This is a genomic window from Streptomyces sp. NPDC090088, assembly GCF_044747345.1.
Classification (GTDB): domain Bacteria; phylum Actinomycetota; class Actinomycetes; order Streptomycetales; family Streptomycetaceae; genus Streptomyces.
Window position 1 is genome coordinate 37,517 of sequence record NZ_JBIVDZ010000010.1, and the last position, 15,207, is coordinate 52,723.

Genomic DNA, 15,207 nt, shown 5'->3' on the forward strand with positions numbered 1-15,207 from the left:
CGCCCTTCACCCGCACAGGTCACCCTTCCCGTCCGGGCCGGGGGTCCGGACCGGAAGCCGGAGCGGAGATCGGCACCACCGGTGGAGCGGGGGCACGCGCGATAGGCTGATCGGTGATCAGAAGGGTGACATGGGCCGGAGGTGGCGGGCATGACCGCGGAAGTCGAGTCCTCGTCGTCCGCCGTCGGCGCGGGCGGGCGGGAGAGCCGGCTGGGCCCGCTGATCATCACCCTCTTCGGGCTGTACGCGCGCGGTGAGCGCAACTGGCTCTCCGTGGCCTCCGTGATACGGCTGATGGCCGACCTCGGGGTGGAGGGACAGGCCGTGCGCTCGGCGGTGTCCCGGCTGAAGCGGCGCGGGGTGCTGCGCGGTGAACGGCACGAAGGCGCCGCCGGGTACGCCGTCGCCGACGGCACGCTGGAGGTGCTCGCGGAGGGCGACATACGCATCTTCGAGCGGCACCGGGCCGAGTCCGGCGACGGCTGGCTGGTCGTCGTCTTCTCCGTGCCCGAGTCCGAGCGCGACAAGCGCCACGCCCTGCGCGCCGCTCTGACCCGCCTGGGCTTCGGCACCGCGGCCCCCGGCGTGTGGGTGGCCCCCGGCATCCTCGCCGACGAGACCCGTCGCACCCTGCAGCGCCTCGGCCTGACGCCGTACGTGGACATCTTCACCGGCGACCACTTCGCCTTCGGCGACCTGTCGGCGAAGGTCCGCGAGTGGTGGGACCTCGACGAGCTCACCGCGCTCTACGCGGACTTCCTGGCGCGCTACCGTCCGCTCGGCGAGCGCGTCGCGGCGGGCGGCATCGCCCCGCAGGAGGCGTTCGGCAGCTATCTGCCGATGCTCACGGAGTGGCGCCGGCTGCCCTACCGCGACCCCGGCCTGCCGCTCTCGCTGCTGCCGGCGGGCTGGAACGGCGAGAGTGCCGGGGCGCTCTTCGAAGCACTGGACCGGACCCTGCGCGAACCCGCGCACGCCCATGCGCAGGCGGTCATCCACCAGGCCGGCTAGGGCCTGACCAGCCGTTCCTCCGGGATCACCGCCACCCCGAGGATCTCGATCAGCGCCTCCGGCTGCCAGAGGGCCGTGCAGCCGATGCCCGCCATCGCCGGGTAGACCGGCCCCGCGAGCTCCCGCCAGACCCGGCCGATCTCCTTGCCGTGGGCCTGGTAGTCGGGGATGTCGGTGAGGTAGATCGTCACGCTCACCAGGTCCTGCGGCTCACCGCCGGCCGCGCGGAGCGTGGTGAGCACATTGCCGAACGCCTGGCGGAACTGCTCCACGATCCCGCCCGGAACGATCTTCATGTCGGCGTCGAGTGCGGTCTGGCCGCCCAGGTGGAGCGTGTTTCCCGCGAGCGTTCCGTGCGAGTAGCCGCTCGGGGCGGGCAGTTCGGGCGGGTTCACGGCGACGGGAGTCATGAGGCCTCCGGTTCGGTGGTGTCCGGCGCCGGCCACTCGGCCAGGCGTATTGACAATAAATGACGACCGTGAAAAATACGAGATAGAGCGTGGTCCTGTTCCGGACCCGAGCAGGCCCACCGACCCGAGCAAGCCCACGGAAACGGAGCCGATTCCATGGAGCCCGCCCCGCGGCGGCAGCCGCGTATTGAGCACAGCAGCAAGTACGAGCTCGACGGCGACAACGCGATGTACCGACTGCCCAGCGGCATCGTCGCGCCCGTCGTGACCCGGGCCGGTCTGGAGGACGTGAACACCGCCGACTCCGGCGGCGCCGTCCGGGTGTCCGGCGTCAGCGCCCAGCACACCCCGGCACGCCGCCTCTGGTACGGCAAGGTCAGCAACGAACCCGGCTACCGCTCGGTCACCCACCACCACGGCGAGGCCGAGACCGGCGGATACGTCCTGTCGGGTCGGGCCCGGATCTACTTCGGCGAGAAGTTCGAGGACTACGTCGACATGGCGGAGGGCGACTGGGTCTTCGTCCCGCCCTTCATGCCCCACGTCGAGTGCAACCTCTCCCGGACCAAACCGCTGGTGTGGATGACCACCCGGACCCCGGAGAACATCGTGGTCAACCTCCCCGACGTCGCCGACGCCGAACTGCGCGACTGGCTGAACCTATGACCGCGGCCCCGACCTCCGCGATCGTCACCGCGGCCCTCACCCTGAAGCCCGCCCCGCCCGAGCACTTCGACCTCGCCTTCACCGCCACCACCCAGCCCTGCCCCTGGCCCAAGGCCTACGGCGGCGACCTCGTCGCCCAGGCCGCCGCCGCGGCGATCCGCTCGGTCACCGACGGCAAGTCCCTGCACTCGACGCACAGTTACTTCCTGCGCCCGGCCGACATCGGCGCAGAGGTCCGCTACGAGGTCGAGATCCTGCGCGACGGCCGCGGCTACAGCACCCGCCAGGTGCGCGCCTACCAGAACGGCAAGGTGCTCTACGTCTGCCTCGCCAACTTCGCGGCGGGGGAGCCCGGCGCCTCCTTCCAGGCCGAGTTCACCGAGGAGGTCCCGGCCCCGGAGCACCTCCCGAGCTCGGCCGAGTACCTCGCCGACCGCGCCGGCGGCACCATGACCGCCGAGTCCAAGGCCTACTGGCGCGGCGGCCGGGGCTTCGACATGCGCCATGTCCCCGGCCCCGTCTACCTCACCGTCGACGGCGAGCGACTGCCCCACCAGGCCGTCTGGGTGAGGCCGTTCGACGAACTGCGCCCCGTCGAGGGACTCACCGACGCCCAGCGCGACCTCGCCGCCCTCGCCTACGTCTGCGACTACACCATCCTCGAACCCGTCCTGCGGGTCCTCGACCTGGCCTGGGCCGACCCCGGCCTGGTCACCGCCAGCCTCGACCACGCCATGTGGTTCCACCGCCCGGCACCGGTCGGCGACTGGCTGCTCTACGTCCAGGAAGCGGTGGCCGCCGACGCGGGCCGCGGACTGGGGACCGGCCGCTTCTTCACCCGCGACCACCGCCACCTGGCCACCGTGGTCCAGGAGGGCATGATCCGCCCCACCTGAGCCGCCCGCCGTACGCCACCGGCGGGCTCCCGGAAGGAACCTCACGTTGGCTCTTCCGCTCCCACGCACCGCGCACCTGGACACCTTCGCCCGGGACCACCTGCCGCCCGCCGCACTGTGGCCCACGATCGAGTTCACCACTCCCGAACTGACCTACCCCGACCGCCTCAACGCGGCCGGCGAGCTGATCGACGCGGCCGTCGAACGGTACGGCCCCGACCGCCCCGCCCTGCGCACCCCGGCCGGCGAGCAGTGGACGTACGGCGAACTGCGCACCCGGGCCGCCCAGGTCGCCCAGGTGCTGACCGAGGACCTGGACCTGGTGCCCGGGCAGCGCGTCCTGCTGCGCGCGCCCAACACCCCCTGGACGGTGGCCTGCTGGCTCGGCGTCCTCAAGGCCGGCGGAGTGCTGGTCACCACCATGGCAGCGCTGCGCGCCCGCGAGATCACCCCGATCGCCGAGCGCACCCGGCCCGCGATCGCCCTGGTCGACCACCGCTTCACCGACGAGATCCGCACCGTCCTGCCCGGCCTGCGGGTGGTCGAGTACGGCGGGACCGGCGCCGACGACCTGGTGGCCCGGTGCGCCGCCAAGTCCGGCGAGTTCACGAACGTCGACACCGCCGCCGACGACGTGGCGCTCCTCGGCCCCACCTCCGGCAGCACCGGAGTCCCCAAGATCACCATGCACTTCCACCGGGACATCCTGTCCATCGACAACACCTTCGGCCGGCACGTCCTGCGGCTGCGCCCGGACGACCTGGTCGCCTGTACCGCGCCGTTCGCCTTCACCTTCGGCCTCGGCATGCTCGTCGTCTTCCCGCTGCGGGCCGGCGCCTGCGCCCTGCTCACCGAGACGGCGACCCCGGCCCAGCTCGCCGACCTCGTCGAGAAGCACGGTGTCACCGTCCTCGCGACCGCGCCCACGGCCTACAAGGCGATCGTCCGCGACGGCAGGGAACACCGACTGGCCGGGCTGCGGGCCGGCGTCTCGGCCGGGGAGCACATACCGGTCGGCACCTGGCAGGAACTCCGGGACCGCATCGGCCTGCGGGTCATCGACGGCATCGGCGCCACCGAACTGCTGCACATCTTCATCTCCGCCGCCGGCGACGACATCAAACCCGGCGCCACCGGGCGTCCCGTACCCGGCTACCGGGCCACGATCCTCGGCTTCGACGGCGAGGAACTCGGCCCCGGGGAGCCCGGCCGGCTCGGCGTGATCGGCCCGGTCGGCTGCCGCTACCTGGACGACAGACGGCAGCAGGACTACGTCGTCAACGGCTGGAACGTCACCGGTGACATCTTCCACCGCGACGAGGACGGCTACTTCCACTACCACGCCCGCAGCGACAACATGATCGTCTCCTCCGGCTACAACATCGGCGGACCGGAGGTGGAGGCCGCCATCGACACCCACCCGGACGTCGTCGAGTCGGCCGTCGTGGCCCGCCCCGACCCCGAACGCGGCTCGGTCGTCTGCGCGTTCGTCGTGCTGCGGGACGGCGTCCCGGGCGACACGGCCAAGGCCAAGGAGATCCAGGACCACGTCAAGCAGGTCCTGGCGCCCTACAAGTACCCCCGTGACGTGCGCTTTTGCGAGACCCTGCCGCGCAACACCAGCGGAAAACTCCAGCGGTTCGCGCTCCGGCGGATCGTCGAGGCCGAGCAGGCCGCCGGGCAGTGAGAGGAACCCCCTTGAAGATCGCGATCATCGGCGGCGGCCCGGGAGGTCTCTACCTCGCGGCCCTGATGAAGCAGCTGGACCCCGCCCACGAGATCACCGTCTGGGAACGCAACGCCCCCGACGACACCTTCGGGTTCGGCGTCGTCTTCTCCGACGAGACGCTCGGCGGCATCGACAACGCCGACACCGTCTTCGCCGAGGCCATGTCCCGCGGCTTCGCCCGCTGGACGGACATCGACATCCACTACCGGGGCGAGAGCCACACCGTCGGCGGCCAGGGCTTCGCCGCGATGAGCCGCAAGGAACTGCTGCGGCTGCTCCAGGAGCGCTGCGTGGACCTGGGCGTCACCCTGCGCTTCTCGACCCCCGCACCCGACGTGGCCGGGCTGCGCGCCTCGCACGACCTGGTGGTCGGCGCGGACGGCGTCAACTCCGGTGTCCGCACGGCCCACGCGGAACTCTTCGAACCGTCCCTGGACCGGCGGCACAGCAAGTACATGTGGCTCGGTACCGACCGGGTCTTCGAGGCCTTCCAGTTCTTCGTCAAGGAGACCGAGTGGGGCGTCGTCCAGGTGCACGGCTACCCCTACTCCGACGCCGGCTCGACCTTCATCGTGGAGATGCACGAGGACGTCTGGCGCCGGGCGGGCTTCGACGCCACCGAGGACGCCGTGTTCGCGCCGGGCGCCTCCGACGAGCAGTCCGTCGACCGCGTCCGCGAGCTGTTCGCCGAGGAACTCGCAGGCCACCAGGTCTTCGCCAACAACTCCAAGTGGCTGAGCTTCACCACCGTCCGCAACCGGCACTGGCACCACGGCAACCTCGTCCTCATCGGCGATGCCGCCCACACCGCCCACTTCTCCATCGGCTCCGGCACCAAACTCGCCATGGAGGACGCCCTCGCCCTCGCCGCCTGCCTGCACGAACACCCCGACGCGGAGAGCGCGCTGAGCGCGTACGAGGCCGAGCGGCGCCCGGTCGTGGAGTCCACCCAGCGGGCCGCCCAGGCCTCCCTGGAGTGGTTCGAGAACATCGGCAGGTACGCCCGCCAGGAGCCCACCCAGTTCTGCTTCAACCTCCTCACCCGCTCACGCCGGATCACCTACGACAACCTGCGCACCCGCGACCCGGAGTTCGCCGACCGCGTCGACGGCGCCTTCGCGGCGGCCCAGGGCCTGGACACCGGTGCCCCCGCGATGTTCCAGCCGTTCCGCGTCGGTGGACTGGAGCTGAAGAACCGGGTGATCGTCTCCCCGATGGACATGTACTCCGCCGTCGACGGCGTCCCCGGCGACTTCCACCTCGTCCACCTCGGGTCCAAGGCGATGGGCGGAGCGGGCCTGGTGATGACGGAGATGGTCTGCGTGTCGCCCGAGGGCCGTATCACCCCCGGCTGCACCGGACTCTGGAACGACACGCAGCGCGACTCCTGGACGCGGGTGGTCGACTTCGTCCACGCGCACAGCACCGCCCGCGTCGGCCTCCAGCTCGGCCACTCCGGCCGCAAGGGCTCGACCCGCCTGATGTGGGAGGGCATGGACGAGCCGCTGCCCGACGGGAACTGGGAGGTCGTGGGCCCCTCCGCACTGCCGTACGGCCCCGGCTGCGCGGTTCCCCGCGAGGTCACCCGCGCCGACCTGGACCGGATCACCGCCGAGTTCGTGGCCGCGGCCCGCCGGGGCGCGGACGCCGGCTTCGACCTCCTAGAACTCCACTGCGCGCACGGCTACCTGCTGTCCTCGTTCCTGTCCCCGGTCGCCAACCACCGCACGGACGAGTACGGCGGTCCGCTGGAGAACCGGCTGCGCTACCCGCTGGAGGTCTTCGACGCCGTCCGCGCCGCCTGGCCCGCCGAACGGCCCGTGATCGTGCGGATCTCCGCCACCGACTGGGCCCCCGACGGCACCACCGAACACGACGCCGTCGAGATCGCCCGCGCCTTCGTCGCCCACGGCGCCGACGCCATCGACGTCTCCACCGGCCAGGTCACCAAGGGCGAACAGCCCGCCTACGGCCGCTCCTACCAGACCCCCTTCGCCGACCGCATCCGCCACGAGGTGGCCGCCGCGACCGGCGCCGCCGTCATCGCCGTCGGCGCGATCGCCTCCTACGACGACGTCAACTCCATCCTCCTGGCGGGCCGCGCCGACCTGTGCGCCGTAGGACGGACGCACCTGTACGACCCGCACTGGACCCTGCACGCGGCCGCCGACCAGGAGTACCGGGGCCCGGCGGCCGAATGGCCCGTGCAGTTCCGGGCCGGCCGGCGCAAGCCGCCCACCGCACGCACCGACGCCGTCCGCCCCCGCCTGTCGCTGCTCCGGGCGGACCGGGCGGGGGAGAGCGTGCACCTGCGGTGGAAGCCCGCGGGGGAGGGCCTACCGGTGGTGCGGTGACGTCAGGTAGTGCTGGCGGAGCAGTTCCTTTCCGTAGTCGTTGCCGTTGGGCGTACGGATGATGGAGTGCACGTGCATCTGGGTCGGGACGCCCTCGGTGCCGCCGTACGCCCCGCGCAGCGGGCCGGGCGCCTGGCAGTCGACCTCGACCCAGACCACCGGGCTGTGCACCCGGACGTAGAACGCGTCGTCCGCGCCCGTGCCACCGGCCCAGGTCACGTACGTGTCGTCGAGATGCGCCCGCACCTCGGCCATCCGCACCTTCGCCGCGTCCGCCTTCGCGCGGTCGACGAACGCCTCGACGATGCCGAGGAGCTTCTGCTTCTGGGCGCGGGTGAGGGCGTTGCCGCGCAGGCCCTCGTACGCCTGGACCGCGTTGTCGGAGAAGGCGCCCGCCTTCATCGACTCGCTGCTCTTGGTGGCGGAGACGATCGCGACCGCCTGCTGGTCGGTGGTGAGCGAGTTGACGAAGGCGAGGCTCGCCAGCACCTCCTCGTGGCAGACGGTGACGGTCTCGCCGTCGATCTCCATGGAGGTCGGCTCCGACCCCCAGAAGCAGGGGCTCATGACGACCTGGTCGCCGAGGACGAAGTAGTTGACGACGCAGTGGTGGCCGTCGAACTGGAAGCCCCAGGGCTCGCTGTCCGAGGGGGTGCCCATCAGGGTCCAGTAGTAGGCGTCCTCGTTGAAGGAGGCGGTGTTGCCGATCGCCTCGCCGGCCGCCTGGTTGATCTTGCGGATCTTCTCCGTGGTCTCCAGGCCGTCCGCGCTGAGCGCGGCCTTCAGCAGGGCCGTGCCCAGGTCCTTCTGCGTGTCGGTGAGGTCCGCGAGCGACACGCCCTGCCGGCTGTAGGAGTCGATGTTGCTCCACAGCCGCCACTCGGTGGAGTGGACCGTGAACTGGGTCGAGGTCTTCTGGGTGTCGGTGAGCCCGGCCAGGAAGGCGTTCGCGGCGGTGATGACGGGCGCCGTGTCGACCCTGGTGGAGTGGATCGTGAACAGGTCGTCGATCCGCTTGCCGTCCGTGGTCAGACCGAAGAACTCCTCGGTCAGCGACTGGTTGCCCGGACCACCGGTGCCGCCGCCCGGGCCGCCGCTCGGCGCGCCGCTGGGGGAGGGGCTCGCCGAGGCGTCGGCGGTGCCCGCGCTGTCGTCCGCGAGCGCCGTCCAGGCCCCGGCGCTGCCCATCGTCACCAGGGCGGTGGCCCCGGACGCGAAGAACACCTTGCGCATGAAGTTGCGGCGGCTCGCCTCGGTCCGCTCCGGTCCCTGCACGGGGCCCTCACCGGCGTCGATCTCGGGCATGCGGCTCCCTTCGTCATGGGCGTCCCTCCTGGACGGCCACCGGACCATCAGCCTGGTCCGGCCAACTGAGGCTGGGCTGAACCGAGTTGCCCACCAGAGTGCTGAGAAGGTGGTTGACCTGGGGTTATGTGAGGAGGCTGAGGATTCAGGAAAGCTTCAGGGAGAGCTGGGCGCCGACCGCGTCGGCGAGCGGCAGGGTGACGGTGAACTCGGTGCCGCCGGGCGCGCTGTCCACCTCGACCCGGCCGCCGTGCGCCTGGGTGATCGCGGCCGCGATGGCCAGCCCGAGGCCCGCCCCGCCCGGTGTGCCGGGGGCACGGGAACGGGAGGCGTCCCCCCGGGTGAAGCGCTCGAAGACCGTCGGCAGGAGGTCGCCGGGGATGCCCGGGCCGTCGTCGTGCACCCGGATCGCGCACCGCCCGTCCGCCGCCTCCACGGTGACGGTGATCCGCGTCCCGACGGGCGTGTGCACCCGGGCGTTGGCCAGCAGGTTGGCCACCACCTGGTGCAGCCGGGACGGATCGCCGACGACGGTCGCGGGCGCGTCCAGACGCAGCACCAGCTGCCAGTGGTGGCCCGACCCCGCCGCCCGCGCGTCCCAGACCGCGTCCCCGACCAGGGTCGCCAGGTTCACCTCGGCGGACTCCAGCGGTCGGCCCTCCTCCAGGCGGGCGAGCAGCAGCAGGTCCTCGACCAGTCCCGTCATCCGCGCCGACTGGGCGGAGACCCGGCGCCAGGCCAGCTCCGGTTCGATCTTCTGCGTGTCCACGCCCATGAGCATCAGTTCGGCGTATCCGGCGATGGAGGCGAGCGGGGTGCGCAGCTCGTGGCTGGCGTCGGCGAGGAAGCGCCGCATGTGCTCCTCGGCGCGCTGGCGCTCGGTGAGGGACCACTCCACGTGGTCGATCAGCCGGTTGAGGGCGACGCCGACCTGGCCGACCTCGGTCCGTGGATCGGTGTCCGGCGCGGGCACCCGGGTCAGCCCGCTGACCTCGCCCCGGTCCAGCGGCGCGTGCGACACCTCGACGGCGGTGGTGGCGACCCGGCGCAGCGGCCGCAGCTGCCGCCGGACCGCCACGGCCGACACCGACCCGGCGAGCACCAGCCCGACCCCGGCGATGCCGGCCTCGACCAGCACCAGGGAGTCGATCATGTGCTGCACACTGCCCACGGGCAGCCCGGCCAGCATCGCGGTGCCGTCCTCGGTGACCGCCGTCAGCCGGTAGCTGCCCAGGCCCGGGATGGTACGGGTGTGCAGGGTGCCGTCCGCCGGGATGCCGTCCAGGGCGGCGCGCTGGCCGGCGGTGAGGGTGCGCGGCCCGTCGCCGGTCACCACCTCGGCCGTGGTGATCTCGTCCCCGCTCATGAGGGCGGCCAGGGTGCCGGTGTGCTGGCCCCGCTCGTTGAGGAAGCCTAGGGAGGCGCCGGCCGGTCCGTGCCGCCGGCCGCCCTGGCTGTGCTCGGCGGCGTCGGTCACCCGCTGGTCCAGGTCCCTGATCAGGTAGTAACGCTGGACCACCACGGTGGCGAGGGCCATCGCCGTGCAGACGGCGGCGAGGGTGAGCGAGTGCACGAGAACCATACGGGCCCGCAGGGAGCGCCCGCGCAGCCGGGCCAGGGCCCGCCGGAGCGCCGTCATGCCTTGTCGTCCGCCGGTCTGAGGACGTACCCGGCGCCCCGCACGGTATGGATCATCGGCCGCCGCTCCTTGTCGATCTTCGCGCGCAGGCCGTAGACGTACACCTCCACCAGATTTCCGCCGCCGTCGAACGAGCTGTTCCAGACGTGGTTGAGAATCTGCGTCTTGCTGAGCACCTGGCGGGGGTGGCTCATCAGGAACCGCAGCAGGTCGAACTCCTTCGCGGTCAGCGAGATCGGCGTGCCGCCCCGGCGCACCTCGCGGGTCTTCTCGCCCAGCACCAGATCGCCGAGCACCCGCACCCCCTCCTCCTCGGCGATGTCACCGGCCCCGGAGCGGCGCAGCAGCCCGCTCAGCCGGAGCATCACCTCCTCCAGGGAGAACGGCTTGGTCACATAGTCGTCGGCGCCCGAGGACAACCCGTCGAGCCGGTGCTCCACCGCGTCCCGGGCGGTCAGCATCAGCACGGGCAGCCTGGCGTTCTCGTACCGCAGCCGGCGCAGCACCTGGATCCCGTCCAGGTCCGGCAGCATGCCGTCCAGGACCACGGCGTGCGGGCTCCAGCGGCGGGCGGTGCGCAGCGCGCCGTACCCGTCCCGCGCGACGAACGGTCGCCAGCCCGCCGCGGTGACGGCCACCGACAGCAACTCGGTCAGTTCGGGTTCGTCGTCGACGATCAGCACCCGGATCGCGTCCGGCGCCGATGTGGGGGTGTCAGACATGAGCGGATGCTCTCGCAACGGGCTGTACATCAGCTGTGGAGCGGTCGGCTCTGCGATCATGACGGACCCGCGACCGAGACCAGGGGGCCAGATGGACGACGAGATCCCGGACACCGGCGGACCCGGCACCGTCATCCTGCTGAACGGCACCTCCAGCTCCGGCAAGTCCAGCATCGCCGCCGAACTGCTGCGCATCCTGGACGGCACCTGGTTCCATCTGCCCGTCGACGCCTTCCACGCGATGCGCGGCGGCGAGATCGCCCCCGATGATCTCCAGGCCGAGATCGACCGCACCGCCAAGGGCTTCCACCGGGCCGTCGCCGGTATGGCCGCGGCCGGCAACAACGTCGTCGTCGACCATCCGCTCAGCCGCCGCTGGCGGCTGCTCGACCTGCTGGACCTGCTCCCGTCCGAGCGGACCCTCCTGGTCGCGGTGCGCTGCCCGCTCCCCGAACTGCGGCGGCGCGAGCAGGCGCGCGGCGACCGGCAGACGGGCCTGGCCGCCCTGCAGTTCGACACCGTCCACGCACACGGCCCGCACGACATCGACGTCGACACCAGCGCGCACAGCCCCGCCGAGTGCGCCGCCCTGATACGCCGGGCCCTGCACGCCGCACCCCGGCCCACGGCCTTCGAGACGCTCCGCCGCACGCTGCGCTAGAGGGCTGTCCGGCCGCTCACTCGGGCTCGCGGTGCTCGTGCGCCGCCTGCTCCAGGGCCGCGGCCTCCGCCTCGGCGATGCGGGTCTCCGCCTCGACGTCGATCGAGCGGGTCAGCCACCAGTACAGCAGCGCCGACACCGGCAGACCGATGAACAGCGAGATGTCGGCGCCGTCCAGGGCCTTCGCGGCGGGGCCGACGAAGAGCGTGCCGACGGAGAAGAACGGGATCATGACGACGAAGCCGACCAGGTAGGAGACGATCCCCTGCCAGCCCCAGCGGCCGTAGATGCCGTTCGGTTTGAAGATCTCGGCGATGGCGTAGTGGCCTCGGCGTACCACGTAGTAGTCCATCAGGTTCACCGAGGTCCACGGGATGAACAGGTAGAGGACCAGCAGCAGGAAGTTGTTGAAGTTCGTCAGGAAGTTCGACGTCGCCGCCAGCGCGCCGATGAGGGAGAGGGCCGCGGTCACGCCGAGGGTGACCAGCCGCACGCCCAGCGTCGGCCGTACCCGTTTGAACGAGTCGATGGCGCTGATCAGCGTGAGCGAGCCGCCGTACATGTTCAGCGCGGTGACGGAGATCAGGCCCAGGGCCGAGAACAGCAGGACGATCGCGCCGAAACCGTCGAAGACCTTGTCGCCGGCGGCGTTGATCGACGGGATCGTGTCGAAGCTGTCGCCCGCCCACCCCGCCAGCAGGGTGCCCAGCACCATCAGCCAGATACCGCCGAGCGCCGAGCCGAAGTAGGTCCAGTAGAAGGTCTTGCGGACCGTGACGTCCGGCGGCAGGTAGCGCGAGTAGTCCGAGACGTAGATGGCCCAGCTGATCTGGTAGCCGGCGACCACGCCGAACTGGGCCAGGAACGGGGTGGCCCTGAAGGCGCCGAGATCGAAGGAGCCCGCCGGGTAGTGCAGGGTGAGCAGTACGCCGACGGTGAAGATCCCGAAGACGACCAGGAAGGTGTAGGTCAGGTACCGCTCGGCCTTGTGGATGATGTCGTAGCCGACCAGCGCCACGACCAGCGCGATCGCGGTGACCACGACCACCCACAGCTTCACGCCGCCGTGGATCGTGGTGTTCAGGGCCTCACCGGCCAGGATGGTGTTGAACACGTTGAAGCCGGCGTACTGCACATACGCGAACAGCCACACCAGCAGCGCCCCGACGTAACCGAACTGGGGGCGCGACTGGATCATCTGCGGCAGGCCCAGCTGCGGCCCCTGCGCCGAGTGGAACGCCATGAAGAACGTGCCGATCAGCGTGCCCGCCACGATCGCCAGCAGCGACCAGATCAGATTGCCGCCCTCCGTGATGCTGATCAGTCCCACGGCCAGGGTGGCGATCTGCGCGTTGGACATGAACCACAGCGGGCCCAGGTGCCACAGCTTGCCGTGCCGCTCGTCCAGCGGCACGTAGTCGATGGACCGGACCTCCAGACCGCTCACCCGCGGTTCCGCCGATGTGCTCATGGCACCTCCCAGGGGCCGGTCCCGCCACTCTGGTCACATTCTTCCCCCGTACGGGCCCCGATGAGGCATGCGGAATTCTGCTTCCGGACAGCGGAAGGTTCCGGCCACCGGACCGTGTCCGTCTCTGTTGCCCTGCTCACAAAGCGGGCCCTTCGTGGCGGTCGTCATGTCGCCGGGCGCGCGTTTTGTCTACGTTCGCAGTTCTGTGTCCCCTCCGTGTCCCTTGTCCCTTCCAGTAGAACTGCCGAGGCCCCCTGGCATGCTCAACCGCACTCTCTCCGTCGTGGCCGCGGTGGTGTCCCTGCTCGCCGGAGCCGCGCCGGCGGCCCTGGCGGCCGGCACCGGCCCGGCCGCCGCGGACTTCCGCACCACCGTGCAGGCGCCGGACGCCGCGCGCGTGACCGCCGCCGTGCTCGACCTCGACGGCACCGGCAAGGAGCCCGTCGTCTACGGCGACGACGCGCCGTACGACACGGCCAGCATCGTCAAGGTCGACATCCTCGCCGCGCTGCTGCTGCACGCGCACGACCACCACCGCGCGCTCACCGCGCGGGAGAGCGCCCAGGCCGAGGTGATGATCCGCGACAGCGACAACGACGCGGCCAGCGCCCTGTGGGAGGCCATCGGCCAGGCGTCCGGCCTGGAGTCGGCCAACAAGCGACTCGGACTCACCGAGACCACGGGCGGCCTCGGCGGCCGCTGGGGGCTCACCCGGACCACCGCGGCCGATCAGATACGGCTGCTGAGCGCGGTCTTCGGCACCGGCGGCACGCCCCTCGACACGGCCGCCCGCACCCGTATCACCACCCTGATGACCGAGATCTCCGCCGACCAGTCCTGGGGCGTCTCGGCCGCCGCCGACTCCGGATGGGCGCTGAAGAACGGCTGGCTCATGCGCACCACCACCAAGCGCTGGGACGTCAACAGCGTCGGACGCGTCACGGCCGGCGGCCACCACTACCTCGTCGCGGTCCTCTCCAACGGCAGCACGACCATGCCGGACGGCGTGCAGCTGGTGGAACGGGCCGCCCGTACGGCCGTCTCCGCGACGGCGGCCCACTGACCCCCTTGGCGCAGTGCACCCCGCCCGCTGCCCGAATTGCCCCTAACGTGCTCTCAAGGGCGACGGAGGCCGGCAGCGGGAGGCAGAGTGGCGGGTGCGGGCGGTCCGGCGGCCGGGCGGGGCCGGGCGCACCGGACGCGTGACACGGCGCCCGGCACCCGGAGCGCACGCGCGGGACGGATCCCGAAGCGGGCCAGCGCCCCGCGCGCCACCGCCTCCGCGGTCGTCGTCCCCGCCCTGCGGATCGCCGCCGCCTACGCCTGGCGGCTGCTCGCCGTCGGCATCGTCGTCTACGGCGTCTTCATCGTCCTCGGCCGCTTCCAGCTGATCGCCGTCGCCCTGTTCCTGGCCCTGGTGATCACCTCGGTGCTGCGTCCCCCGGCCGACCTGCTGGGCCGGTGGCTGCCGAGGCCGGTGTCCGTGGCGGTGAGCCTGGTCGGCAGCATCTGCCTGTTCTTCGGGCTGCTGGCCCTGGTGGGCAACGCGGTCGCCCAGGAGTCCGCCACCCTGGCCGACGAGTTCCGCGGCGGCATCCATCGCATCGAGGTCTGGCTCCAGCGCCCGCCCTTCCGGCTCGGCCCGGGCGCCCTGTCGCACCTCCAGCAGCAGATCGTCGACTACATCCAGTCCCACCGCTCCAACCTGGCCAGCAGGGCGCTCAGCGGCTTCGGCACACTCGTCGAGCTGATCACCGGGGGCGCGCTCGCGCTCTTCGCCTCGGTCTTCTTCATCAACTCCGGGGAACGGCTGTGGGCCTGGACGAGCCGCGAGCTGCTGCCCGCCGGCGCCCGGTCCGCGTGGGACCGGGCGGGGCACGCCGCCTGGCGGACCTTCGCCGGCTACACCCGCGGGATCATCATCGTGGCCGCCGCCAACGCCGTGCTGGTCGGCATCGCCCTGGTGGTGCTGCGGGTGCCGCTCGCGCTGCCGCTGACCCTGCTGGAGTTCTTCGCGGCCTTCGTCCCGCTGGTGGGCTCGCCGGTGGCGCTGGGCGTGGCCACCGTGGTGGCGCTGGCCGGGCGGGGCCCGCTCACGGCCGCCGCCGTCCTGGTGCTCATCGTCGTCATCGGCCAGCTCGAGGGGCATGTGCTGCACCCCCTCGTGATGAGCTGGGCGGTCCGCCTGCACCCCCTCGTCGTCGCCGTCTCCGTCATCGCGGGCAGCATCGTCGCGGGGGTGATCGGCGCCGTGGTGGCCGTACCGTTCATCTCCGTCATCTGGGCGGTGGTGCGGGCCCTGCGCCCGGCGCCACCGCCGTGATCCAGGACTCTCTGGCTCCC

The 15,207-nt window shown here is 71.7% G+C and carries 13 protein-coding genes; 8 read left to right on the forward strand and 5 right to left on the reverse strand.

The window, feature by feature from the left end; all coding sequences use genetic code 11:
• The first annotated feature begins 150 nt into the window (after positions 1–150).
• A complete protein-coding gene (locus ACIPSJ_RS39840) occupies positions 151–1,011 on the forward strand; it encodes a PaaX family transcriptional regulator C-terminal domain-containing protein (protein WP_401353169.1) in 861 nt (286 codons plus the stop codon).
• On the opposite strand, the gene ACIPSJ_RS39845 is transcribed toward ACIPSJ_RS39840, so the two are convergent.
• A complete protein-coding gene (locus ACIPSJ_RS39845) occupies positions 1,008–1,421 on the reverse strand; it encodes a RidA family protein (RefSeq protein WP_359226035.1) in 414 nt (137 codons plus the stop codon). The genes ACIPSJ_RS39840 and ACIPSJ_RS39845 overlap by 4 nt on opposite strands.
• 156 nt (positions 1,422–1,577) lie before the next feature.
• On the opposite strand from ACIPSJ_RS39845, the gene ACIPSJ_RS39850 reads away from it, so the two are divergent.
• Genes ACIPSJ_RS39850 through ACIPSJ_RS39865 form a run of 4 tightly spaced genes read left to right on the forward strand, consistent with a single transcriptional unit; the run spans position 1,578 to position 7,066 of the window.
• Positions 1,578–2,087 carry a cupin domain-containing protein gene (locus tag ACIPSJ_RS39850; protein WP_401353172.1) on the forward strand — a complete coding sequence of 170 codons (510 nt, stop codon included), beginning with the start codon at positions 1,578–1,580 and terminating at the stop codon, positions 2,085–2,087.
• Entirely contained in the window at positions 2,084–2,983 is a 900-nt protein-coding gene (locus ACIPSJ_RS39855) for an acyl-CoA thioesterase (protein WP_401353174.1), read from the forward strand. The genes ACIPSJ_RS39850 and ACIPSJ_RS39855 overlap by 4 nt, the downstream gene beginning before the upstream one ends.
• A 46-nt stretch (positions 2,984–3,029) precedes the next feature.
• Positions 3,030–4,670 (forward strand): AMP-binding protein, encoded by a 1,641-nt coding sequence (locus ACIPSJ_RS39860; protein ID WP_401353175.1) that lies wholly within the window; start codon positions 3,030–3,032, stop codon positions 4,668–4,670.
• 11 nt (positions 4,671–4,681) lie between these two features.
• Positions 4,682–7,066, forward strand: coding sequence for a bifunctional salicylyl-CoA 5-hydroxylase/oxidoreductase (locus ACIPSJ_RS39865; protein ID WP_401353177.1), 2,385 nt, complete (start codon positions 4,682–4,684; stop codon positions 7,064–7,066).
• Here the strand turns inward: ACIPSJ_RS39865 and ACIPSJ_RS39870 are convergent.
• The 3 genes from ACIPSJ_RS39870 to ACIPSJ_RS39880 all read right to left on the reverse strand — a co-directional run bounded on the left by ACIPSJ_RS39870 (position 7,049) and on the right by ACIPSJ_RS39880 (position 10,732).
• Complete coding sequence (locus ACIPSJ_RS39870) at positions 7,049–8,371, reverse strand: DUF3500 domain-containing protein (protein WP_401353179.1); 1,323 nt, start codon at positions 8,369–8,371, stop codon at positions 7,049–7,051. The genes ACIPSJ_RS39865 and ACIPSJ_RS39870 overlap by 18 nt on opposite strands.
• Before the next feature lie 145 nt (positions 8,372–8,516).
• A complete protein-coding gene (locus ACIPSJ_RS39875; RefSeq protein WP_401353181.1) occupies positions 8,517–10,010 on the reverse strand; it encodes a sensor histidine kinase in 1,494 nt (497 codons plus the stop codon).
• Entirely contained in the window at positions 10,007–10,732 is a 726-nt protein-coding gene (locus ACIPSJ_RS39880; RefSeq protein ID WP_359226046.1) for a response regulator transcription factor, read from the reverse strand. Before ACIPSJ_RS39880 ends, ACIPSJ_RS39875 begins: the two co-directional genes overlap by 4 nt.
• A gap of 91 nt (positions 10,733–10,823) precedes the next feature.
• Between ACIPSJ_RS39880 and ACIPSJ_RS39885 the strand changes: the two genes are divergently transcribed.
• Positions 10,824–11,393: a chloramphenicol phosphotransferase CPT family protein gene (locus ACIPSJ_RS39885; protein WP_401353184.1), complete on the forward strand. Its 570-nt coding sequence runs from the start codon at positions 10,824–10,826 to the stop codon at positions 11,391–11,393.
• 16 nt (positions 11,394–11,409) lie between these two features.
• Here the strand turns inward: ACIPSJ_RS39885 and ACIPSJ_RS39890 are convergent, their stop codons facing one another.
• Entirely contained in the window at positions 11,410–12,864 is a 1,455-nt protein-coding gene (locus ACIPSJ_RS39890; protein WP_359226050.1) for a cytosine permease, read from the reverse strand.
• A 259-nt stretch (positions 12,865–13,123) separates the two neighbouring features.
• On the opposite strand from ACIPSJ_RS39890, the gene ACIPSJ_RS39895 reads away from it, so the two are divergent.
• Entirely contained in the window at positions 13,124–13,927 is an 804-nt protein-coding gene (locus tag ACIPSJ_RS39895) for a serine hydrolase (RefSeq protein WP_401353186.1), read from the forward strand.
• An 87-nt stretch (positions 13,928–14,014) separates the two neighbouring features.
• Complete coding sequence (locus ACIPSJ_RS39900) at positions 14,015–15,187, forward strand: AI-2E family transporter (RefSeq protein WP_401353188.1); 1,173 nt, start codon at positions 14,015–14,017, stop codon at positions 15,185–15,187.
• Positions 15,188–15,207: the final 20 nt, after the last annotated feature.

Coding starts and splice junctions, on each gene's coding strand:
- ACIPSJ_RS39840 (WP_401353169.1), top strand. CDS start 151: ATGACCGCGGAAGTCGAGTCCTCGTCGTCCGCCGTCGGCGCGGGCGGG.
- ACIPSJ_RS39845 (WP_359226035.1), bottom strand. CDS start 1,421: ATGACTCCCGTCGCCGTGAACCCGCCCGAACTGCCCGCCCCGAGCGGC.
- ACIPSJ_RS39850 (WP_401353172.1), top strand. CDS start 1,578: ATGGAGCCCGCCCCGCGGCGGCAGCCGCGTATTGAGCACAGCAGCAAG.
- ACIPSJ_RS39855 (WP_401353174.1), top strand. CDS start 2,084: ATGACCGCGGCCCCGACCTCCGCGATCGTCACCGCGGCCCTCACCCTG.
- ACIPSJ_RS39870 (WP_401353179.1), bottom strand. CDS start 8,371: ATGCCCGAGATCGACGCCGGTGAGGGCCCCGTGCAGGGACCGGAGCGG.
- ACIPSJ_RS39875 (WP_401353181.1), bottom strand. CDS start 10,010: ATGACGGCGCTCCGGCGGGCCCTGGCCCGGCTGCGCGGGCGCTCCCTG.
- ACIPSJ_RS39880 (WP_359226046.1), bottom strand. CDS start 10,732: ATGTCTGACACCCCCACATCGGCGCCGGACGCGATCCGGGTGCTGATC.
- ACIPSJ_RS39885 (WP_401353184.1), top strand. CDS start 10,824: ATGGACGACGAGATCCCGGACACCGGCGGACCCGGCACCGTCATCCTG.
- ACIPSJ_RS39890 (WP_359226050.1), bottom strand. CDS start 12,864: ATGAGCACATCGGCGGAACCGCGGGTGAGCGGTCTGGAGGTCCGGTCC.
- ACIPSJ_RS39895 (WP_401353186.1), top strand. CDS start 13,124: ATGCTCAACCGCACTCTCTCCGTCGTGGCCGCGGTGGTGTCCCTGCTC.